The organism is Vibrio sp. 1288, assembly GCF_033344475.1.
The window spans coordinates 52,417-76,420 of sequence record NZ_JAWPOX010000010.1 but is presented as its reverse complement, the minus strand read 5'-3'; the positions used below and the strand labels follow the sequence as shown (position 1 = coordinate 76,420).

18 protein-coding genes are annotated in these 24,004 nt (G+C 44.7%); 6 read left to right on the top strand and 12 right to left on the bottom strand.

What is annotated here, in order from left to right; all coding sequences use genetic code 11:
• Positions 1-60: 60 nt before the first annotated feature.
• A complete protein-coding gene (gene tsaB / locus R8O11_RS09695) occupies positions 61-762 on the bottom strand; it encodes a tRNA (adenosine(37)-N6)-threonylcarbamoyltransferase complex dimerization subunit type 1 TsaB (RefSeq protein ID WP_064376304.1) in 702 nt (233 codons plus the stop codon).
• A gap of 29 nt (positions 763-791) precedes the next feature.
• Positions 792-2,732: an ATP-dependent DNA helicase gene (locus R8O11_RS09690; protein WP_053303287.1), complete on the bottom strand. Its 1,941-nt coding sequence runs from the start codon at positions 2,730-2,732 to the stop codon at positions 792-794.
• Positions 2,733-2,950: 218 nt separating this feature from the next.
• Between R8O11_RS09690 and purU the strand changes: the two genes are divergently transcribed.
• Complete coding sequence (gene purU, locus R8O11_RS09685; protein WP_318194101.1) at positions 2,951-3,784, top strand: formyltetrahydrofolate deformylase; 834 nt, start codon at positions 2,951-2,953, stop codon at positions 3,782-3,784.
• Between the two features lie 74 nt (positions 3,785-3,858).
• On the opposite strand, the gene R8O11_RS09680 is transcribed toward purU, so the two are convergent.
• Positions 3,859-4,458 (bottom strand): VOC family protein, encoded by a 600-nt coding sequence (locus R8O11_RS09680; protein WP_017634806.1) that lies wholly within the window; start codon positions 4,456-4,458, stop codon positions 3,859-3,861.
• A 220-nt stretch (positions 4,459-4,678) separates the two neighbouring features.
• Here R8O11_RS09680 and argS point away from each other — a divergent pair, with 220 nt between their 5' ends.
• The 3 genes from argS to R8O11_RS09665 all read left to right on the top strand — a co-directional run bounded on the left by argS (position 4,679) and on the right by R8O11_RS09665 (position 7,637).
• The gene (gene argS / locus R8O11_RS09675; protein ID WP_025517318.1) at positions 4,679-6,412 is read left to right on the top strand and encodes an arginine--tRNA ligase; all 1,734 of its coding nucleotides are present in this window, start codon (positions 4,679-4,681) and stop codon (positions 6,410-6,412) included.
• 124 nt (positions 6,413-6,536) lie between these two features.
• Entirely contained in the window at positions 6,537-6,965 is a 429-nt protein-coding gene (locus R8O11_RS09670; RefSeq protein ID WP_005382194.1) for an HIT family protein, read from the top strand.
• Positions 6,966-7,115: 150 nt separating this feature from the next.
• Positions 7,116-7,637: a YqhA family protein gene (locus R8O11_RS09665; protein WP_005382193.1), complete on the top strand. Its 522-nt coding sequence runs from the start codon at positions 7,116-7,118 to the stop codon at positions 7,635-7,637.
• A gap of 108 nt (positions 7,638-7,745) precedes the next feature.
• Here R8O11_RS09665 and R8O11_RS09660 read toward each other — a convergent pair whose 3' ends face one another.
• From R8O11_RS09660 to znuA, 5 genes are all read right to left on the bottom strand, one after another.
• Complete coding sequence (locus tag R8O11_RS09660; RefSeq protein WP_005382192.1) at positions 7,746-7,976, bottom strand: FeoC-like transcriptional regulator; 231 nt, start codon at positions 7,974-7,976, stop codon at positions 7,746-7,748.
• The gene (gene feoB, locus R8O11_RS09655) at positions 7,973-10,249 is read right to left on the bottom strand and encodes a Fe(2+) transporter permease subunit FeoB (RefSeq protein WP_033906911.1); all 2,277 of its coding nucleotides are present in this window, start codon (positions 10,247-10,249) and stop codon (positions 7,973-7,975) included. The genes R8O11_RS09660 and feoB overlap by 4 nt, the downstream gene beginning before the upstream one ends.
• Entirely contained in the window at positions 10,249-10,476 is a 228-nt protein-coding gene (locus tag R8O11_RS09650; protein WP_005382190.1) for a FeoA family protein, read from the bottom strand. Before R8O11_RS09650 ends, feoB begins: the two co-directional genes overlap by 1 nt.
• A gap of 832 nt (positions 10,477-11,308) precedes the next feature.
• A complete protein-coding gene (locus tag R8O11_RS09645) occupies positions 11,309-14,686 on the bottom strand; it encodes a helix-turn-helix domain-containing protein (protein WP_318194100.1) in 3,378 nt (1,125 codons plus the stop codon).
• A gap of 202 nt (positions 14,687-14,888) precedes the next feature.
• Positions 14,889-15,776: a zinc ABC transporter substrate-binding protein ZnuA gene (gene znuA, locus R8O11_RS09640; RefSeq protein WP_176310841.1), complete on the bottom strand. Its 888-nt coding sequence runs from the start codon at positions 15,774-15,776 to the stop codon at positions 14,889-14,891.
• A gap of 78 nt (positions 15,777-15,854) precedes the next feature.
• On the opposite strand from znuA, the gene znuC reads away from it, so the two are divergent.
• Positions 15,855-16,643, top strand: a complete 789-nt coding sequence (znuC, locus tag R8O11_RS09635) for a zinc ABC transporter ATP-binding protein ZnuC (protein ID WP_017634809.1) — start codon at positions 15,855-15,857, stop codon at positions 16,641-16,643.
• Entirely contained in the window at positions 16,636-17,421 is a 786-nt protein-coding gene (gene znuB, locus R8O11_RS09630) for a zinc ABC transporter permease subunit ZnuB (RefSeq protein ID WP_005382183.1), read from the top strand. The genes znuC and znuB overlap by 8 nt, the downstream gene beginning before the upstream one ends.
• Positions 17,422-17,540: 119 nt before the next feature.
• Here znuB and sucD read toward each other — a convergent pair whose 3' ends face one another.
• From sucD to sucA, 4 genes are all read right to left on the bottom strand, one after another.
• A complete protein-coding gene (gene sucD, locus R8O11_RS09625) occupies positions 17,541-18,413 on the bottom strand; it encodes a succinate--CoA ligase subunit alpha (RefSeq protein WP_005382181.1) in 873 nt (290 codons plus the stop codon).
• Positions 18,413-19,579: an ADP-forming succinate--CoA ligase subunit beta gene (gene sucC / locus R8O11_RS09620; RefSeq protein WP_005382179.1), complete on the bottom strand. Its 1,167-nt coding sequence runs from the start codon at positions 19,577-19,579 to the stop codon at positions 18,413-18,415. Before sucC ends, sucD begins: the two co-directional genes overlap by 1 nt.
• Before the next feature lie 213 nt (positions 19,580-19,792).
• Positions 19,793-21,001, bottom strand: coding sequence for a 2-oxoglutarate dehydrogenase complex dihydrolipoyllysine-residue succinyltransferase (gene odhB, locus R8O11_RS09615; RefSeq protein WP_005382177.1), 1,209 nt, complete (start codon positions 20,999-21,001; stop codon positions 19,793-19,795).
• 28 nt (positions 21,002-21,029) lie between these two features.
• Positions 21,030-23,855, bottom strand: a complete 2,826-nt coding sequence (gene sucA / locus R8O11_RS09610; RefSeq protein ID WP_005382176.1) for a 2-oxoglutarate dehydrogenase E1 component — start codon at positions 23,853-23,855, stop codon at positions 21,030-21,032.
• Positions 23,856-24,004: the final 149 nt, after the last annotated feature.

The window sequence follows — 24,004 nt, the reverse complement described above, 5'->3', positions numbered from 1 at the left end:
AGCACTCCATAAAAATACAGGGCAAACGCCCTGCTTTTTGTCAGGTTAATGAAAAACGGACTATTCGCGACCAGGAAGTTTTTTCCATGTCACATTATCACGTAAATAAACAGGGCTCGAATCTTCGACCGGCACGGTATTACCCTTTTTAAATTCTTGTTCAGCAAGAATCACGATGTCTTGTGAATCAGGGTACAGAACGTCACCATGCGTCAAATTAAACGGTAGGCCTGCTAATACTTCTTGGTAAGCATCCCAACCAGTACCTGCTGTCGTCCACGTTTTGTCGTCTGCTTGTGCTTCTTCAACGAGACGTGCTGGTGGAATTACGCACTCTGCATCCACCCCTGCCCACTCACCGTTTGCTTGGCGAGTGTAACGTGCCCAGTAAACTTCACCCATACGTGCATCAATGGCCACAGCGACATCGGTCACACCATGTAAGCGATAGCTACCTTGAGCCATTGCAGCCAGCGTTGAAACGCCGATCATAGGTAAGTCAGCACCGAACGCCAAACCTTGTGCGATACCAATACCGATACGAACGCCAGTAAAGCTACCTGGACCACGTCCAAACGCTAACGCATCCAGCTCTTGTAGAGTCAGGCCAGCTTCTTTGAGTACTTCATCAACCATTGGCAGTACTTTTTTGGTGTGATCGCGTGGTGCAACCGCGCTACGTGAAATCACTTGATCATTAGCCAACAACGCAACTGAACAGTTTTCAGTCGCTGTATCGATAGCAAGAATTTTTGCGCTCATTTAACTCTCTACAACTCTCATTTATTGGGTTATGCCTCAGCACTTGCGTCTGTGACAGATTGTTCTGCTTTCAGGAATGCTTTGATTCCATCTAAGTCTCGCGTCCTTGGGATAGGTGGTAGACTTCCGAGGAAAATACCACCATAGTCTCGCGTGACAAGGCGATTATCACAAATGATCAACGCACCGTGATCCTTCTGATCTCGAATTAATCGCCCGACTCCCTGCTTTAACGTAATCACTGCATCCGGGATTTGTACTTCAGCAAATGGTTCACCGCCACGTAATCGACAATCCTCGATACGGGCTTTGAGTAACGGATCGTCAGGGGCGGTAAACGGTAATTTGTCGATAATAACACAGCTCAGCGCATCACCTCTAACATCAATCCCTTCCCAGAAAGCGCCCGTCGCCACGAGTAAAGCGTTACCCAGTTCCATAAACTCCGCCAAGGTTTTCTGCTTACTCATCTCCCCTTGCATTAACACAGGCAGCTCAAGTACTTCTCGGAACTTCTCACCTAGTTCACGCATCATGCTGTGCGAGGTACATAAAAAGAAGCAGCGACCATCATTTTCTTCAATCACCGGAGCAAGCATTCGGACTAACTTATCCGCTAAGCCGTTACTGTTTGGCTCTGGCAAATACCTTGGCACACAAAGGCGCGCTTGTTTTTGATAATCAAAGGGGGACGGCAGAGAAAATTGCTTTGTAGGCTTGAGGCCAAGGCGCTCAGTAAAGTGCTTGAAGTCGCCCGATACAGCTAGGGTTGCTGACGTGAAAATCCACGCGCCTTGTTTAATCTCTATTTGCTCATGGAACTTGTCCGCGACAGAAAGAGGCGTAATGTGCAGAGCGAAATGACGAGGCGAGGTATCGTACCAGTATGAGTAACCGGTAATATCGACATCACAGACGCGGTCGATGCGGCCTTTGATCAAATTGGCTCGTTCAAAAGCGGTATCCAGTAATTGACTGCGCCCTAAAGCTATTTTGAGTACATCAATCGCCAATTCGAGGCTGTCAGTTAAGCGCAATAATTCTCGCTTAATAGAACCTGATTGCAACGCCTCACGCCAGTTGCCACGAAAGCCTGGCTCACCTAATACAATCCGCATGTCCATTGCGCTTTGCATGAGTTTGTCGCCCACTTTTTGCAATTGACGCATATCTTTGGCTTCGGTGCGGTAGGCTATTTCAATGTCTTTGGCAAGATCGTGAATTTGGCGGCTTGAAACTGACTGGCCGAAATATTCGCTCGCAATATCTGGCAACTGATGAGCTTCATCAAAAACAAACACATCGGCTTCTGGAATCAGTTCACCGAATCCTGTTTCTTTGATCGCTAAATCAGCAAGAAACAAGTGATGGTTCACTACAACAATGTCGGAATCCATGGCTCGCTTACGCGCTTTCAATACAAAGCAATCGGTGTAGCTCGGACACTCTTTACCTAAACAGTTATCATTGGTTGAGGTGATGGTCGGAATGATCATGCTGTCTTCTGGCAGATCATCACAATCACCAAGGTCACCTGTTTTGGTTTCTGATGACCAAGCACGCACTTTAACCAGTTGAGTTAATAACGTCGGGTCAGATTCATTAGTGTGGCTTTCGACCATTTGGCGGCTCAAACGATCCAAACACAGATAATTAGAACGCCCTTTTAATAATGCCACTTGACCATAAAAACCAAGCGCATTGACCATGAGCGGTAAGTCCCGATGGTACAACTGCTCTTGCAAGTTTTTCGAGCCTGTACTGATAATCACTTTTTTACCGCTCAACAGCGCAGGGACTAGGTATGCGAAGGTCTTACCGGTTCCGGTTCCTGCCTCCACCACCAACTGGGTTTGATCTTTGATCGCACTGCTGACGGCTTCCGCCATATCGATTTGTGGCTGACGAGCTTGAAAGCCAGGAATGGCCTTACCTAACGCGCCATCAGAGGAAAAAGTTTTTGCGATCATGCTTGGTATTGAGTTTGAAAAATTATCGAGAGTATATCAGAGGAATAGGAGTGACATCAGCCCACAATCTGACCAGCTTGCGGCGACACAAGGATATTTTGTTGAAACCAACGTAAGAATAGATTATTTATGGTGAAACATGGCAGTACAGTTACACCCGCCAGGGAATAATAACAAATTCGTACGCTAAAATATTAATGCATGGAAGTACCTGATTTATGGAAAAGAAAACACTGTTGACCCACTGTTCTGACGCCCCGGGTCTCATCTCGAAAATTACTAATATCTGTTACAAGCACCAACTCAACATCGTTCACAATAACGAATTTGTTGATAATACCAGTGGCCACTTTTTCATGAGAACGGAGCTAGAGGGATACTTCAACGATCAAACGTTTCTTGCCGACTTAGACCAAGCTCTCCCGCAAGGTGCTAAGCGTAAATTGGTTGGCTCTCGCCGTAAGCGCATCGTCATTCTCGTCACAAAAGAAGCGCATTGTTTAGGCGATATTCTGATGAAAACCTACGATGGAAGCCTAGATGTTGAGATCGCCGCTGTGGTGGGGAATTACGACAAACTGCAAACTCTCACTGAACGCTTCGACATTTCTTACCACCATGTGACCCATGAAAACCTTAGCCGTGAAGAACACGAGCAGAAGATGCTAGAAGTGATCGATCAATACGATGCTGACTTTTTGGTGCTAGCTAAATACATGCGCGTATTAACGCCGACGTTTGTTGAGAAATATCACCACAAAATCATTAATATTCATCACAGCTTCTTACCTGCTTTTATTGGCGCGAAGCCATATCAACAAGCTTACGATCGCGGTGTGAAAATCATCGGTGCAACAGCACACTTCGTGACTAATGATTTAGATGAAGGGCCGATCATCAAGCAAGACGTAATTCCTGTCGACCATACATTCAATGCCCAAGATATGGCGCAAGCGGGACGCGATGTAGAGAAGAACGTATTGAGTAAGGCTTTGAATAAAGTGATCAATGACCACGTCTTTGTTTATGGGAATAAGACAGTGATCCTTTAAGTTCATCGCTTTTGAATGAAAGAAAGGGTTGCTCATTTGCAAACCTTTCTTCTTTCTAGTCGTTCAAAACTTGCTTATTCAGCCTGCTCAGACTCCACAATACGCTTAAGTGAATGCGGGTGCAGTTTGATACAAATGTCTTGGTACTTAAACGCCACCGTTGGGTTGTTCAAGCGTTCGCCATCCCCTTTCGGGCTCGACAGTTTGATCTTCACACCCAGCTCTTCCAACTCATTAAAACGCGCCCCAAACGCTGGGTAAGTGTGTTTCAAATCAGCAAGAAACTCGTCTGCAGTTTCGGCATGAGACGGAATAACAAACTCCACATGTTCCCAGCTTTCAGTTGAGTAGATTTTGCCTTCCGCAGGGTATGGCAGTTCCAGACACTCAATCTTCCAGCCACGACTTTCCAACGCTTTATCGAATTCGATAACGATGATTGGGCGACCGTTGATTTTCGCTTGTGAAATCACCTTACCGTATTGATTCCATGCTTCATGCGCGGCTTTTGCTGTTTCAGTATCATTAATTCGCAGCGCAATATGGTCAGCTTGAGCAAAGCTCAGATCCAGTTTTAACAGGGATGCAAGCTCTTCAATCTTCGCCATAAATGCATCCAGATCTTGGATCATCAATTTAGGCGCTAGGCGTTTTTCAACTAGTTGAGTCGTCATTGTGGCTCTCTTTTGGGGCGATTTATCTCATTACTCTGAGCGCAATAGTAAACTCAAACCAAACCACATTTCCATTCAATCGAAAAAGTATAAATTTCCCCAATTCCTCTCTGTATGAAAAGCAATAAAGTTGTTATCATTAGCCCCATTTTTGTGAACTCCAACAGAACTCGGCACTTACTTCGCCGAGTTCTTCGTCCTTGAATTGAAGGAAACGCGTGTGAATATCCAAGCACTTATTAATGACAAAGTATCTCAGGCTCTAGAAGCCGCTGGCGCACCTGCAGGCAGTCCTGCGGCAGTACGCCAATCAGCAAAGCCACAATTTGGTGACTACCAAGCAAACGGCGTAATGGGCGTTGCTAAAAAACTGGGTACTAACCCACGAGAATTTGCACAGAAAGTACTGGATGTTCTAGACCTAGATGGTATTGCAAGCAAGACAGAAATCGCTGGTCCTGGTTTCATCAACATTTTCCTAAGCGAAGAGTTCCTAGCAAAACAAGCGGAAGCAGCACTGGCTGACTCACGTCTTGGCGTTGCAGCAGACGAAGCTCAAACTATCGTTGCCGACTACTCTGCACCAAACGTTGCTAAAGAAATGCACGTTGGTCACCTACGTTCAACCATCATCGGTGATGCGGTAGTACGTACTCTTGAGTTCCTAGGTCACAAAGTGATCCGTGCGAACCACATCGGCGACTGGGGTACTCAGTTCGGTATGCTTATCGCAAACCTTGAGCGTGTACAACAAGAGTCTGGCGAAGTTTCTATGGAACTTGCGGACCTTGAAGGCTTCTACCGCGAATCGAAAAAGCTGTACGATGAAGATGAAGAGTTCGCAGTAAAGGCGCGAAACTACGTGGTAAAACTGCAAAGCGGTGACGAGTACTGTGCAGAAATGTGGAAAAAACTCGTTGATGTAACCATGATCCAAAACCAGCGCAACTACGACCGTCTAAACGTGTCACTGACTCGTGACGACGTGATGGGCGAGAGCATGTACAACGACATGCTTCCTAAGATCGTTGCAGACCTAAAAGAACAAGGTCTTGCCGTTGAAGATGATGGCGCGCAAGTTGTATTCCTAGATGAATACAAGAACAAAGATGGCGAACCAATGGGCGTTATCGTTCAAAAACGCGATGGCGGTTTCCTATACACAACAACAGACATCGCATGTGCAAAATATCGTTATGAAGAGCTAAGCGCAGACCGTGTGCTTTACTTCATCGACTCACGTCAACACCAGCACCTAATGCAAGCTTGGACAATTGTTCGTAAAGCAGGCTACGTACCTGAGTCAGTATCTCTTGAGCACCACGCGTTCGGCATGATGCTTGGTAAAGATGGTAAGCCATTCAAGACTCGTGCGGGTGGTACCGTTCGCCTTGCCGACCTTCTAGATGAAGCAGAAGTTCGTGCAGCACAACTGATCGAATCTAAAAACCCTGAGCTAGATGCGGAAGAAAAAGAGAAGATCTCTAAAACAGTTGCAATGGCAGCGGTTAAATACTCTGACTTATCTAAACACCGTACGACTGACTACGTGTTCGATTGGGACAACATGTTAGCGTTTGAAGGTAACACAGCACCATACATGCAATATGCATACACTCGCGTAGCTTCTATTTTCGCTAAAGCTGGTGTTGCTATGGACGCTCTCCAAGGCGACATCAAAATCACTGATGAGAAAGAGAAAGCACTTATTGCTAAACTTATGCAGTTCGAAGAAGCGGTTCAATCTGTCGCTCGCGAAGGCCAACCGCACATCATGTGTAGCTACCTATTCGAACTAGCAGGTCAGTTCTCTAGTTTCTACGAAGCGTGCCCTATCCTAGTTGCTGAAGACGAAGCTGTGAAACAAAGCCGTCTGAAACTAGCTGCGCTAACAGCGAAGACCATCAAGCAAGGTCTGTCTCTACTAGGTATTGATACTCTAGAGCGTATGTAATCCGCTTTTACGTAGGTAGCTTAAGTAGCACAAGCTAAATGATGACAAAGGTTGACGTGAAAGCGTCAACCTTTTGTTTTATCTGGCGTATACTGATGTCATTCAATTCAAATCGGACAACATAATGAGTTTTGAACTGCACCCTCAACTGGCAAAAGACACCACCGTTATCGGCCACTTCCCACTGTGTGTGGCGCTTCTGCATAAAGATAACGCCGTGCCATGGGTTATCTTGGTCCCTAAACGTGCAAACCTAAAAGAGCTTCACCACTTGCCAATGCAAGAACAGCAACAGTTTTTGCTAGAGTCTCAAGCGGTAAGCCAAGCACTGGAAGCAACATTCCGTCCAGACAAGCTAAACCTTGGTGCGCTAGGTAATATGGTGCCACAGCTGCACATTCACCATATTGCTCGCTTCAAAGATGACGTAGCATGGCCGGGACCGGTTTGGGGTAACACCAAAGGTGAATTCCGTACAGAAGAAGAGCAAAACGAATTGCTTGGTCGCATTAAAAATGTGCTGTCACTGAGTTCTATTTTCCAAAAAGCATAAGCACTGCTAGCGAAAATAATTCGCCTTTGAATACGGCTGAAATAGACAGAGAAAGATTAATACGTATTTGTAACAATCTTTCTCATTTTTCTGGGATTATCACTAAAATAAAACTTGTTTAGACTACCAGCTCAGTTAGAGAGGGTCATCATGAAACAAGTCTTCAACACATTCCGATACGTCAGCTGGATCGCCATTATCTGTTCTATGGCTGCTTCATTCTTGCTTTTTCTTATGGGTGCAGCAAAAACCTATTCGGCATTTGCGGTCTTCATTCTCAATCAAACACCTCCAGAAGCACTCGCACATTTAGATAAAGCAGACATCGCGATCGCTTATTTGATCAAGTCACTGGATACGTTTCTTGTCGCACTAGTTTTGTTCATCTTTGCTCACGGCATCTACACACTATTTATTTCCAACAAAGCTAAAGCGAAAACACAAGAGCAGTCGGTTTTGCATTGGATCAGAACCCCAAACATCGGCCATCTAAAAAACATTTTGGCTGAAGTCATCATCGTGATCTTGTTTGTGAAGTTCTTAGAGCTCGTGCTGATTAACTTCGACAGCTTAGATTGGACGATCTTAACATTACCTATTTCGATTTTAGTTTTAAGTCTTGGTTTAAAGTTCCTAGAGTTAGGCGCGACTAAACACTCTGAAGAACATTAATTTCGCTGTATTCACAAACAATAACCAGCAAAATAAAAGCCGCATCATTGCTGATGCGGCTTTGTCGTTTTTACGTGATAATTTTTAGGTGACTAATTTTGATAGTCGCTACATGGTGACTGTCAGAGACAAACCATCTTGTTTAGTCACTGAGTAGCGAACACGAGTCACGTCATGAGCTTTATTAGTGTCGACTAGGCGGCTAATTTTGCCCTTCTTAATCCACACGTTTAACATCGCGTCGGCGCCATCTTCACTCATCCCAAACTGTTTAGCCAGATCTGACTGGGAGACGGTTCCTTTGTCTGCAATGTATTGATAAAGCTCTTTTAAAATCATGCTACTTGCGCCTCTAATGCACCGTTTTGTTTCTTACCAACTTGTTTGAACACACGGTATGTGCCAAAGAAGATAGCTACGATCACAGCCATCCAAATACCACTTGTTACTGGGCTATCTGCGAAATGCGTCAATTGGTTGTAGAACGTCGCACATAGGTAAGCCAAGCCCATTGTCCAAACCGCGATAAAGCGTGCGAACTTATGACCAAACTCACGTACGTAAGCACCCATCGCCGCCACACAAGGAGTGTACAGTAGGATAAAGATTAGGTAAGCAAATGCGGCATTGCCAGAAGCAAACTGCGATTTAATGTTACCGAAGATAGAAGCATCGACTTCTTGTTCTTCGGCAACGGCATTTGAGTCAGTTAAGTCACCCACTTCAATACCTAGTGGATCTGAGTAGCTCAAACCGGCTAAGTTTTCAGGGATACTCATTACTGCCTCTTCTAGGCTGCCCATTAGATCAAATTCTGCGTCTTCACCGTCACTTGGCGTCGTGTATAGACTGTTAAGCGTACCAACTACCGCCTCTTTTGCGAAGATACCAGTAATGATACCTACCGTCGCTGGCCAGTTATCTTCTTGAACACCGATTGGCGCGAATACTGGAGTTACAACTTGCGCAGCTTTAGAAAGCACCGAGTTTTCGCTGTCTTCATTACCAAAACTGCCATCAGTACCCAATGAGTTGAAGAAACTCAGAATAGCAACAACGATAACGATGGTTTTACCTGCACCAAGTACAAAGCGCTTTAGCTTTTGCCAAGTTTTGATCACCACGTTTTGTAGCGTCGGAAGCTCGTAATCTGGCATTTCCATCACTAGGCTATCGCTGCTACCTGGGTAAAGCGTGTGCTTAAGGAAAAGACCTGTGAAGATCGCTGCCACAATACCAAGTAGGTAAAGTGCGAATACAATGTTCTGGCCAGAACCTGGGAAGAATGCCGCAGCGAATAGCGCGTATACAGGCAGACGAGCACCACATGACATAAATGGCGCCATAGATGCAGCCAGTTTACGCTCACGTTCTTGGTCTAGAGTACGAGTTGCCATGATTGACGGAACGTTACAGCCAAAACCAAGAACCAACGGTACAAATGCTTTGCCCGGTAGGCCGATCTTCTGCATCACTTTATCTAGTACGAATGCTGCACGAGCCATGTAACCTGAGCTCTCAAGTACCGCTAGGAACAGGTACAAACACGCGATAACCGGAATGAAGGTTGCAACCGTCTGGATACCACCACCGATACCATCAGCAAGAACCGTCACTAACCACACAGGCAAATGACCGTCTAACAAGTGATGCCCACCATCAACCAACAATGCGCCCACACCAATGTCAAAAAAGTCGATAAATGCACTACCGATGTTAATCGAGAACATAAACATCAGGTACATAACAACAAAGAAGAAAGGAATTCCAATCCACTTGTTCAAAATAAACTGGTCGAGTCTTTCAGTCACACTACGACTTAACTTGCCTTCGCTTCGGCGAACTTTTTTACACTGTTCATGCAGATGCGTGTACTTAGTATCCGCGACATGCAAATCGATATCCAAATCTAACGTCGTAATGACTTCCAAGACTTTGCTTCTATCAATATCAGAAAGACTATTGAGCACCATTGTGTCTTTTTCAAGCGCACGAATCGCTAGTGCACGATGAGCGACGGTTTGGTCGTTAAAAAGTGCGGAAACCGTTTGAATTGCCGACTCCATCTTCTCACCATAATGCAAAGACAATTCTTTAAGTGGCACTCCTTGAACGATGGATTTATGGAGCTTTTCTTTAAACTCTGCCACTTGAGTTTTATTGGTTGCAGATAAACTGACAACCGGACAACCTAACGTTTTCTCAAGCTCTGCAACGTTAATCATCTGACGTTCACGCTTTAGCGCATCCATCTTGTTGAGGACAACAATCATAGGGCGACCAAGTTCGCGAAGTTGCAGCGTCATATATAAGCTGCGCTCTAAACTTGTAGCATCCACCACGTTAATAATGAGATCAGCAGGATGAGTTAGAACCGCACGCGATGCGATGGATTCATCAATACTATTACTATCATTACCACTGTCTAATGAGTAAATACCCGGAAGGTCAGTGAGCAAAAACTCATCCCCAGCATGCTTGAATTGTCCCGTTTTCTTTTCAACCGTGACGCCTGCCCAGTTACCAACTTGCTGTTTTGCGCCAGTTAAACCATTAAATAGCGTCGTTTTACCACTATTAGGGTTACCTACGGTTAGCACTTGATATTGCATTACACTCGCTCCACTTCAATTTTCTGAGCAATTGTTTCTCGCAATGCGACAGACACACCACGGACTTCGACTTGTAAAGGATCGCCCATTGGCGCACGTCGAATCACTTTGACTTCTGTATTGGGAAGCAGCCCCATTACCATGAGTTTCTTTCTGATATCTGATGAAAGACCATCTAACAACCGAATCGTCACCGTATCGCCAGGATTAATCTCTGATAACTTCATAGTGGCCCTTAAGAGTATTGCTAATGAGAAATATTATTATTTAATAAGTTTAGGTTGCCAATATTACTCCCCTATACCCCTTCAATCCTTGTGTGAAATCAAAGATTCCGTAAATGTTTTCACGCTTTCAAACGTTAACTTCGTAAATTTCCTCTCGTTATTTACGTCAAAATTAACAATTAAAAATGACACCTAACGAAACAAAAATGTCACAAACCAAGATAGAAAACAAAAAATGCAAATTAAAACAGTGGGTTAATTAAAAAACAAAACGTTGTCGCTTTTCTCATATAAACATGGCGTTATTTTTATAAGAAAAATAAGTAACCTCTCGTATAGTTACTCCATCGAGAGGGCAACCTCTCTAATAAATTCCAGAGGTGGCATGGCAACATGTCACTCCGGCAGCAAGCGAAGGTGTCCTTGACACCCGTGGTATAGTCCCCCCGGCTATACCACGATATTTTTTTCACCTCTTTCAAAACTTCTTTACCTTATCCATCTTTTCAACACAGTTTTCGTTTTCACGAATGTCGCATGCCATCACTCCCCCAAATGAACAACGCTCTTTTGATACAGCAATACAACTGTCATTTATTTGTTGCAACTATCAGTAAATCATTCTCTTGAAGCCATTTATGCTTATTGCTATGAACATCGCGACTAACAGATAGAACGTGATCGTGCTTACGTGTTGAGAATGGATTTGTAGGCTAGATGTGATGAAGAAACAATGAAACTTACTGCGTTAGCAACTGCAGCAATAATAGAGCACTGTATGCAGCTCCCCAGCATCTTAACTATTAATTAGGGAGCGTATAATGAAGGTTTTCTAGTTAATTTCTTGGCTTTCTTGAGTCAAAGCAAACTTGGAAGGGGGCAAACCAAAATGCAGCTTAAACTTTTGGCTAAAGTAAGATGGATCATTAAAGCCACAGTTAAAGGCGACTTCACTGATTTTCTCACCCGCCAATAACTTTTCACACGCCGTTTCCAAACGAACCTCTGTGACATAGTCTTTTAACGTTCTTGACGAGGCAGATTTAAAACGTCTCTGTAAAGAGCGTTCAGACATATACAGCATTTTAGCGGCTGACGCAGTGCCAAATTCAGGATCATGGTAATGCTCTGCCACTAATTGATAGACTTTTTGCAACCACTCTTTCTCTGGTGTGACTTGATCTTCTGCAATAGTTACAGGATTGAGTTCTTGCTGCGGTTCATCCAGATAACTCCTTTCCTTCGCAGATGGCCATGTAATCTCGACTTTGTTTTGAGCATCAGAAGAGAAGACAGCCAAATAACCACCACTCGTTGTCACTAGTTGGGCAAGGTGGTCAATACTCAACTCAGAGTGATTTAAGTTAGATGGAAGCCCAGTCGCGACTTTATTAGGTAATTGCGTCCCGTAATCAAGAAAGCTCAATGACACAATATCATGTCCCTCTTCTAGCATAATTCTAACCGTTTGACCTCGGAAAGAGCGCTTGATGATATTGGCAAAAATGCTATTGAAAATAACATCAAGATTAAAACTTTCCAGAGCAACCCGGCTCTGCTTGCTCTCATCTTCTAGCTCTACCAAAATACCCGCTTTTGCAAAGTCATCTTGCCATACATCAACCACTGACTGAGTTATCTGACTCAAGTTGTAGTTCTGACTCCCACCACTTACATCACTTGGAACACTTTTGAGTTCATTTAACTGCCAATTCGTTTTAGCCCAATGATCCTCTGTCGCAGTATCCAGAGGCATAGGTAGTTTCGCCACAATAAAGTCGACGCTTGATTTTATGGATAGAGCTACATGGTCTACGAGTAGGTTTCTAACTTGAATCTGTTTACGTAATTGCTGGTTGCTCGTAAGCAACACTCTACTTTGATGTCTTAACTGATTCGTTTTGAGAGTCACTTGAGCTGCTAGATCACGGTTAGCCTGTACAACGTAGCGAGAGCGCCAGAAAACAAGTAATGCGACGACCGCAATACTAGCTACGACAAAGCCTAAAATAGCAAATCGCGATAGATACCAAGGATGAAGGACGATAAAGTGAGATTCTAAACCAACGACTCCAGTGGCAACTTGAGACTCATTACTGACCTGCAAGTGATATTCACCGGAACTAAGGTGCTCGAGTGTCAGTTGGCCCCCCTCTAACGTTTGCCATGGGTCATCGTTGTTCAATCGATAGTACAAATTTTGACTGTCTGGTTTTGGCATCACACCGAATAAAAAACTCAGCGAAGATCCATATGGCAGTGTGAGCCCATTCAGATCGGCACTACCAACTTGCAGAACTTCATTTTCAAGCACTACTTGGCTAACAATAAACTTAGACTCTGGGGGATTAGATACAAGCAGCTTGGATGCTTCTGCTTTTACGAGTCCGTACTTCGACCCCAGAACAAGCTCTCGCTCACCAATTTCTGTCTGCTGTATAACGCTACAAATACCAGGGAGGAACTCATTGTTCATTAAGCCTGATGACGATGAGTAATGTTTCACTAACTCACCCGAAAGGTGGTAATAGCTTAAACCGACAGAGGAAGCTAACCATACACCTTGCCTGTCTCTGATCAAGCAAGCAGGTCTGGCGTTGGGCTCACTCATTTCAACAACACGTTTTTCATCGCTTCGTGTATCAGTTTTAAACACACCATAAGATGAAGCAAACCACTGGCTGCCATCAACCGCCGTGGTCATGTCTAATGATTCACCAAACTTTTCTGAAAAACGGATAAACTGGATGTTGTCATTACTGTATTGGTATACGCCATGATCGGTGCCTATTAATAGGGCGTCTTCAGTATCATATAGGCGCGTAACCTTAGCAGGCAAATACTGACTTACTAGCCACTCACTTCCAAAGTTTCGTACGCTTTGTGCAGCAGTATCAACATTGTAAAGATGGTATCCGCTTGATACCCAAAGACGGTCATCACCATCAACGGTCACATGCTCTACGGCATGTCCAGCCATAACCTGTAAATAAGGAAATGTAATCTTGTTGAGACCATTTAGCTCAAATATTTCCAGCCCTTTTGAGGTTGCAAGCCAAAGCATGCCGTTTTGAAACGCAAATTCATTGATCTGCGACTCCAACTCTAAGACTTGGTTAATCCCACTCTTTCCTGAACGATAAATCTTTCGGTCATCAGCAAACCAAAGCGCACCATCAGGACCTTCAATAGTTTGCCGAATTCGTCCTGATAGGGTGTGTGAGTCATAACTACTAAAGGTCACTCGTTCAAATTTTTTACTAAATAGCGAGTAATAACGAATACCTTGGTTAGTCGCAATCCACATCCCTCCCATATTGTCGCTCAACAACGAATAAATCTTCGTGTTATCTAACTCTAACTCAAGAAAGCTTGCAGGCGCGACTTCGGTGACCTCACCTGAAAAAAATGAGTACAAATAAAGGCCATGCTCTGTCCCCACCCAATACTCTTGATTTGTCTCTGCGAATGTCAAAACATGTGAGCCGCCAATTCTAATCACTTCTTTATCAGGCTGGTAAATGTTGAAAATTAAAGCGCCACGCAATGTACCTATCAAAATTTCTCTTCGCGTGTGTGAATAATAGACTTTCTCAATGTAGTTTTGACCTGAGGCAGCGACATGGTCAAACTTATCACCTTCAGAAAGATAGAAGCCGGAAGTCGTTGCTAGTGCCCACTTCGTTTCAACTAGCACCGCATCATTAATGTAAACGTAGCTATTATTACTATGTTGATAGAGCTGCAATAGAGAGAAAGAGTTTAACTCGCTAGTGTCGATATTGTAGGTATAGAAATGCGCGCCATCACTCACCCAAATATAGTTCTTTGAAGACCCTATTTTTCTTATTTGTGAGCCTGGATTTAAACTAAAGACTAAACGTCGCTCCTGATTTGGATAAGTTCGATAGACCTCATTTTCAATAAAGGTCCAAAAAGCACCTTTATGATAAGCCAACTGCTTGGCCGACGTTTGTAGGAAGCTACCTGATTTAGGCAATATAGTTTGACCATCGTAAAACAGGACTCTCCCGTGTACGTCATGAATCCACAAACCGCCCTTTTCACCCAAGAACAACTTTTTAGCCGCGATAAAAGTACCCTTTGCCTGAGTTGGCAAAGGGTAAAAGATTGCATTTGCATTATGAAGCGCAAATGCTTGGTAGGATAAGATAAAGCCCAACAGAGCAAGGGCTAATTGGCGTAGCAAGACGAAAACCTTTTGTATCAATTTGTGCTCTGAAAGTGACCGTTCATCGTTTGTAAAACATGGATTTATACGGTTATTTTGAGCTGATAATTATTGGTAATGATATCTCAATTACTTTCTGAGAAAAGGCTCGCCTTACCAAAGGTTGTAATTCTTACTACTGGATCACGTTAAAAAGACTACTCCTACATTACGACAGCACTTAATCTGACTTTTTGTTCAAGCATTGCTCAAAACTATTCGCCATATTGTTGAGAAAAGTAAAGTAACTGCCAGGTTTTGCTTCAATTGTACTCCCTAACGGGTCAAGCTCGCCTTTAGCGACATCACTGCCTCTCATTACGCTCTGAACGACAGCCGGGGTAAACTGAGGTTCAGAAAATACACAAGCCACATCTCCACCACTTAGCTTTTGACGAATTTGAATTAAGGTCTTCGCTCCTGGCTTGCGTTCTGGGCTCACAGTAAAATGCCCCATTTGATTTAGTTCATAACGATCTTCGAAATAACCGTAAGCATCATGGAATACAAAGTAACCTTTGCTTTTTACTGGTGCCAGCTTCTGCTTTATCTGTTGGTCAGTGTCTTTTAGCTCGAGTTCAAACTTTTTGAGGTTCGCTTGATATTGAGCTGCATTTTCCGGATCAAGTGATACAAGTTGATTCACAACAGCCTTGGCCACTTGTTGTGCTTGGCTTACACCTAGCCAAAAGTGCGGATCATGTGAGCCATGATCGTGCCCATCATGGTCATGGTTGTGCTCACTATCAAATTCACGCAATTCTAGATTTGGAATTTGACTAATAGTCAAAGTATTCGATCTATCCGAAACAACTTTCTCTAGAAACGGTTCAAGATCATGTCCGTACCAGATAACCAAATCAGCCGAAGCGACCTTTTTAACATCCGATGGACGCAAAGCATAGTCATGGGGTGATGTGTTAGACTGCAATAGCACGTCTGGTGAAGTTACTCCTTGAGTAAGCTCTGTTACTAACAACTGAATAGGTTTGATACTCGTCAGTACCGTTACCGCCTGTGCTGGCAGTGTTAACATTGCTGAGGCAGCAAGAATTAATGCTCTTTTCATAGTTTTACTTGGGATATGGCGTGGAAAGTGAGATAATGTTACATTATAACATTATTGATTTGCAAATGAGTTTCATTCATGTCTTCCTTAGTCCATCTTGAGCAGTTATGCGTCGAGTTCGATGGCCGCAGAGTTCTCGATAACATTAGTATGGAATTAGAAAAGGGCAAAATAACTACCCTAATTGGTCCCAATGGAGCGGGAAAATCAACGTTAGTCAAAGTTATCTTAGGTCTTCAAAAGCCAACTAGCGGCAAGTTGAACCGACAAAGAAAACTGAAAATTGGTTACGTTCCTCAAAAGTTGAAGCTCAATGACTCCCTTCCATTGAATGTAACCCGCTTTCTAAATTTAGCAGGAAAATACAGTAAGCAGGAGTGCATTGATGCATTACGGCTTGTTGGCGCTGAACATTTACTTAATAGTAATATGCATCGCTTATCCGGTGGTGAAAACCAACGAGTGTTACTGGCTCGCGCTCTGCTTCAACGTCCTCAGCTATTGGTATTAGACGAACCAGCTCAGGGGGTGGATATCCAAGGTCAAATCGATCTCTATGACTTAATTGAGAGCATTCGTCACCGCTTTGATTGTGGCGTATTTATGGTATCGCATGACTTACATTTAGTGATGGCGAAAACGGACGATGTTATTTGTCTGCATCACCATGTTTGCTGCTCAGGTTCACCTGCCACTATTACTCAGCACCCTTCTTACATCGCACTATTTGGCAATGCAGCGAGAGAGTCTCTCGCGTTTTATCATCACGACCATGAGCACCATCATCACGATTTATCCGGAACGCCAGTAAGCGGTGATGCGATATCATGCTCCCACCATAAACACGGACATCACCATCATGATTGAGTTTCTCCTACCTTCTATTCTTGCTGGTATTGGTATCGCGATCATTGCCGGTCCACTTGGGTCATTTGTCGTTTGGCGTAAAATGGCTTACTTCGGAGATACCCTAGCTCATGCATCGTTAATGGGCCTAGCGCTGGGCTTCTTGCTCAACGTAAATCTCTACCTTGCGCTACTCGTCTGCTGTTTAGCTCTGGCCGTTTTGCTTGTCACTCTGCAAAAGCAACAACTTGTGGCTACAGACACGTTGTTAGGTATCTTGGCACACAGTGCACTCTCTATCGGTTTAGTATCGGTTAGCTTTTTGGAAAACGTGCGCGTCGATTTAATGAGCTACCTATTTGGGGACTTACTTGCCGTCTCTCCACAAGATCTGATGTTTATTTACGCAGGTGTTGTTGCGGTGAGTGCGTGTTTGTACGTCTTCTGGCGCCCACTGCTTTCTAGCACTGTTAGTGAAGAACTTGCCGCTGTTGAGGGCGTGAATACAGACTTAGTTCGATTGGTGTTAATGCTAATGGTGGGTGTAGTAATCGCAGTAGGTATGAAGTTCGTTGGCGCGTTGATCATGACTTCGCTCCTAATTATCCCAGCAGCAACAGCACGTAAAGTCTCTTCATCACCAGAGCAAATGGCATTGTTCGCATCTATTATTGGCTCAGTGGCAGTACTGATGGGGCTTAGCCTATCATGGCACTTCGATACACCGGCCGGCCCTTCTGTAGTGATCAGCGCAACATCCTTATTTATGCTGAGCCAGCTGATTAAAAGCAAAGCATAATCGCATTGAGCATTAAACGCGAAAGACCTTGCTAACAACAAACATAAACCCACGGAAACGGAAAAAGAAAAGCCTGCGAAGTCGCAGGCTTTTTAATACTTATTAAGTAGTGTGGTCGATTACCAACCCGTCACTTCACGTAGACCTTGGCCAATCTCTGCTAGAGATTTCACAGTTTTAACGCCAGCCGCTTCTAGTGCAGCAAATTTGTCTTCAGCAGTACCTTTACCACCAGAGATAATCGCACCAGCATGGCCCATACGCTTACCAGGAGGTGCAGTTACACCAGCAATGTAAGAAACCACTGGCTTCGTTACATTTTCTTTAATGTATGCTGCTGCTTCTTCTTCTGCAGTACCACCGATCTCACCGATCATAACGATCGCTTCTGTCTCAGGGTCTTCTTGGAACAGTTTTAGGATATCAATGAAGTTTGAACCCGGGATTGGGTCACCACCGATACCAACACAAGTAGACTGGCCGAAACCTTCGTCAGTGGTTTGTTTGACTGCTTCGTAAGTTAGAGTACCGCTACGAGATACGATACCTACTTTACCTTTCTTGTGAATGTGACCAGGCATGATACCGATCTTACACTCATCAGGAGTGATAACACCCGGACAGTTAGGACCGATCATGCGAACGCCAGTTTCTTCTAGCTTCACTTTTACGTCGATCATATCTGTAGTAGGGATACCTTCAGTAATCGTTACGATTAGCTCGATACCCGCGTCAATCGCTTCTAGGATTGCATCTTTACAGAAAGGTGCTGGTACGTAGATGACTGTCGCTGTTGCGCCAGTCGCTTCTACTGCTTCGCGTACTGTGTTGAATACAGGTAGACCTAGGTGAGTTTGGCCGCCTTTACCTGGAGACACACCACCAACCATTTGCGTACCGTATGCGATAGCTTGCTCTGAGTGGAAAGTACCTTGACCACCAGTGAAACCCTGACAGATTACTTTAGTGTCTTTGTTAATTAATACAGACATTATTTAGCCTCCGCAGCAGCAACAACTTTCTGAGCAGCGTCAGTTAGCGACTCAGCAGCAATGATATCAACATCAGAATTAGCAAGAACTTCGCGACCTAGGTCAGCGTTAGTACCTTCAAGACGAACAACAACAGGTACGCTTACACCTACCTCTTTAACCGCACCGATAATACCTTCTGCGATCATGTCACAACGTACAATACCACCGAAGATGTTAACAAGTACCGCTTTCACATTGTCATCAGATAGGATGATCTTGAATGCTTCAGCAACACGCTCTTTCGTCGCGCCGCCACCTACATCTAAGAAGTTAGCTGGTTTGCCGCCGTGTAGGTTTACGATATCCATCGTACCCATTGCTAGGCCTGCACCGTTAACCATACAGCCAACGTTACCGTCTAGTGCTACGTAGTTCAGCTCCCACTGAGCTGCGTGTGCTTCACGCTCATCTTCTTGTGAAGGATCGTGCATTTCACGAAGCTTAGGCTGACGATACAGTGCGTTTGAGTCGATGTTGATCTTACCGTCAAGACATAGCAAGTTGCCTTCGCCAGTAATCACAAGTGGGTTGATCTCTAGCAGAGCAAGATCGTACTGAGAGAACATAGTGCCAAGACCCATAAAGATCTTAACGAATTGTTTGATTTGGTCGCCTTCAAGACCAAGTTTGAACGCTAGCTCACGACCTTGGTAAGCTTGTGGACCTACTAGTGGGTCAATTGCTGCTTTGTGGATGAGTTCCGGCGTTTCTTCCGCAACTTTTTCAATTTCCACACCACCTTCGGTAGAAGCCATGAAAACAATCTTACGGCTAGCACGGTCAACTACCGCACCTAGGTATAGTTCGTTCGCAATATTTGAAGCTTCTTCAACAAGGATTTTTGTTACTGGCTGACCGTTAGCGTCAGTTTGGTAAGTCACTAGGTTTTTACCTAACCACTTCTGTGCAAACTCTTTAACGCCTTCTTTTGTATCGTGTAGCTCTACGCCACCCGCTTTACCACGGCCACCAGCGTGAACCTGACATTTAACTACTTTCTTGGCTGTACTAATACGGCCTGCGGCTTCAAAAGCTTCTTGTGGTGTATCACACGCGTAGCCTTCTGGCACAGGCAAACCGAATTCTGCAAACAGCTGTTTGGCTTGGTATTCATGCAAATTCATTTCGATATTCCGTTTGTTTTTCCCTTAAGGGATTTATTATTTCCATAACGCTGCAGTCTTGGCTGCTTGTACGTCTGTAGGGTCTTCTCAAATAAATCCTTCATCATGAGTTCTCATACTGAAGGATTCAAATGAAGGCCAAACGTTGAGCTAGTCTAGCCATTGAAATTTTTAACGTCTAGCTACCTACGATAACTAGACGTTTTAGCGATATTAAACGTCTAATAGGAGACGTGCTGGGTCCTCTAGTAACTCTTTAATCGTTACTAGGAAACCAACTGATTCACGACCGTCAATTAGGCGGTGATCGTAAGATAACGCTAGGTACATCATCGGCAAGATTTCAACTTTGCCATCCACTGCCATCGGACGCTCTTGGATCTTATGCATACCAAGAATCGCTGATTGAGGTGGGTTGATGATTGGTGTAGACATAAGTGAACCAAACACACCACCGTTTGTGATAGTGAAGTTACCGCCCATTAGCTCGTCTACCGTTAGCTTGCCATCACGACCTTTGATAGCCAGCTCTTTGATGCCTTTTTCAACATCAGCGAAACCAAGCTTGTCACAGTCTTTTAGGACAGGTGTAACTAGACCACGTGGCGTTGATACCGCCATGCTAATGTCGAAGTAGTTGTGGTAAACAATGTCATCGCCATCAATCGAAGCATTTACTTCTGGGTAACGCTTAAGCGCTTCTGTTACTGCTTTCACGTAGAAAGACATGAAGCCTAAACGAATACCGTGACGCTCTTCGAACTGATCTTTGTACTGCTTACGAAGGTCCATGATTGGTTTCATGTTCACTTCGTTAAACGTCGTTAGCATTGCCGTGTTGTTCTTCGCTTCTAGCAGACGGTTAGCAACTGTCTTACGAAGGCGAGTCATTGGAACACGTTTCTGACTGCGAGCCGCTGCCGGCACGTCAACCACTGCTGGCGAGTCTTCTTTTGACGCAGATTTAGCGTTCGCAAGATGCGCTTCAATATCTTCGCGCGTAATACGACCACCAACACCAGTGCCTTTCACTTGGCTTGCTTCTAAGCCATGTTCAGCCAATAAACGGCGCACTGCTGGGCTTAGTGCGTCATTACTTTCTTCGCTAAGCGCAGCTTTGTGACGCTTATCAGGAGATGCTTCAGTACCTTCTGTTTTGTCTGCAGTTGGTTCACCTGCAACTGCGCCTGGCTTCAATTTAGCAATGATTTGTTTAGAAAGTACTGTCGCACCTTCTGCTTCAACAATAGCTTCTAAAACGCCAGCTTCCGGAGCTGGAACTTCTAGCACAACTTTGTCTGTTTCGATGTCAACCAAAACCTCGTCACGCTCTACTGCGTCGCCTGGTTGTTTGTGCCATGTCGCTACGGTTGCATCAGCAACTGATTCAGGTAAATCTGGAACCAGAATTTCAATTGTCATATCTGTTTCTTCCTTTAACTTCTAATTCTTAATTCGAAGTTTTTGAGTTCACGTTCAGAGCGTCTTCAACCAACGCTTTTTGTTGTTTCAAGTGCACCGACATGTAGCCAACTGCTGGCGAAGCAGAAGCTGGGCGACCTGCGTATTTAAGATTTGCACCTGCAGGAATAGCGGCACGGAAGTTATGTTGGCTACAGTACCAAGCACCTTGGTTCTGAGGTTCTTCCTGACACCACACGAAGTCTTCAACGTTAGTGTATTGAGCAATTGCTGCTTGTACTTCTTCCATTGGGAATGGGTAAAGCTGTTCAATACGCACGATAGCAACATCGTCTTGCTCGTTGTTACGGCGCTGCTCTAGTAGGTCAAAGTAAACCTTACCAGCACAGAACACGACACGTTTCACTTTGCTTGGTTCTAAATCATCTACTTCTGGAATTGCAGATTGGAATGTACCATCCGCCAAGTCTTCAATCGTTGAAGTACATAGAGGGTGGCGCAGCAAAGATTTCGGCGACATAACAATGAGAGGTCGACGCATTGGGCGTACAACCTGACGACGAATCATGTGGTACACCTGAGCCGGTGTTGAAGGAACCACAACCTGCATATTTTGCTCAGCACAAAGCTGAAGGTAACGCTCTAAACGTGCAGATGAGTGCTCAGGACCTTGACCTTCATAACCATGAGGTAGAAGCATAGTAAGACCGCACAAACGCGCCCACTTTTGCTCGCCTGACGAGATAAACTGGTCGATAACAACTTGTGCACCGTTGGCAAAATCACCAAACTGTGCTTCCCAGATAGTTAAACCACCTGGTTCGGCTGTTGCGTAACCGTATTCAAACGCCAACACAGCTTCTTCTGACAATACTGAGTCAAAGACTTGGAATGGCCCTTGGTTGTCATGAATATTCGCTAATGGAATGTAAGTGCTTGCATCGGTTTGGTTATGAAGAACCGAGTGACGGTGGAAGAAAGTACCACGACCCGAGTCCTGACCAGAAAGACGAATACGCTTGCCATCGTCAACCAATGTAGCATACGCCAATGTTTCAGCCATACCCCAGTCAATAGCTTTTTCACCGGTCATCATTGCTAGACGATCGTTGTATAGCTTATTAACACGGCTTTGCAGTTTATGGCTTTCTGGGTACTGACACAGACGATTGCCTAGCTCAATAAGGCGTGTCTTGTCGTATTTTGAATCCCACTCCATATCCCATTCGTGCCCTAAGTAAGGGGACCAGTCTACAGAGTGCAACGCCATTGGACGCCATTCTTTAACAACCACTTCACCGCGATCCAATGCATCGCGATACTCATTGACTAACTGAGTCGCTGTCTCGATATCTGACTCATTTTTGTCGATCAGAACATCTGCATACAATTTGCGTGGTGTAGGATGCTTTTTGATTTTCTGGTACATCAAAGGCTGAGTCGCATTTGGCTCATCCGCCTCATTGTGACCGTGGCGACGGTAACATACAAGATCGATCACGACATCGCGCTTGAACTCGTTACGGTAATCCAATGCAATGCGAGTAACAAAAGCAACTGCTTCAGGGTCATCTGCATTTACATGGAAAATTGGCGCCTGCACCATCTTCGCGATGTCGGTACAGTACATCGTAGAACGCGTGTCACGAGGATTAGACGTCGTAAAGCCTACTTGGTTGTTGATGACGATACGTACCGTACCACCAACTTGGAACCCACGAGCAAGAGACATGTTGAAAGTTTCGGCAACCACACCCTGACCAGCGATTGCTGAATCACCGTGGATGGTGATAGGAAGCACTTTGCTACCTTGATTATCACCCAAGCGGTCTTGACGTGCTCGAACTGAGCCCATGACTACCGGGTTTACGATTTCTAGGTGCGATGGGTTAAATGCAAGTGCTAAGTGAACATCACCGCCTGGAGTCGCAAAATCAGCAGAGAAACCTTGGTGATATTTCACATCACCCGTACCCCAAGTTTCGTCGTGTTTACCTGCGAACTCATCAAACAGGTCTTGAGGTTTCTTACCAAGTACGTTCACCAGCATGTTCAAACGACCGCGGTGAGCCATACCGATAACCACTTCACGCATTCCACTTGTACCCGCATGACGGATCAACTCTTTCGTCATCGGAATCAGCGCATCACCACCTTCTAAAGAGAAACGTTTTGCACCTGGGAATTTCGCCCCGAGGTAACGCTCCAAACCTTCAGCGGCTGTTAGCTCTTCTAGGAATGTGCGCTTCTCATCTTTGTTGAATGATGGCTGGCCTACGACAGACTCAAGGCGTTGCTGAATCCAACGCTTTTGCTCTGTGTCAGTCATGTGCATGTATTCAGCACCGATGGAACCGCAATAAGTTTTGTTGAGGGCTTCATAGATATCTTTCAACTTCATGGTTTCTTGCCCAACAGCAAAAGAACCTACGTTGAAAGTTTCTTCGAAGTCATCTTCGGTAAGATTATGAAAAGCAGGGTCTAACTCCGCCACTGTTGGGCGTTGCCATAGACCTAGTGGGTCTAATTCTGCAGCTTCATGCCCGCGGAAACGGTATGCGTTGATTAGCTGTAGAACTTTTACTTGTTTTGCATCGACATCTGGGTCACTAACTTGGACATTGTAATGCTTTGTTTCTCTAGCGAGTCGTCGGAAGTAGTCACGGACACGTGAATGTGGTTGTTCTGCCACTTCTTCTGATGGCTTAGGCAAGCCTTCAAAAACACGTTTCCACTCCTCACTTACCAGATCGGGATCACTTAGATACAGTTCGTAGAGGTCCTCTACATACGTTGCATTGGCGCCAGCCAAGTGTGAAGACTCGAGCCATGCCTTCATCACGCCGTTGTGCATATTTTCCCTTAACCAGTAGTTTTCACGTTTGCTTCGGTCTTTGCCGAGCTATAAGAGCCGACTAAAAATACGGTCGGCAATTTTTGTATTCTTTACTCGAATATTACTGAAGCAGTGAAGCGGTCATATCGGGTGATCCGCAACACTGC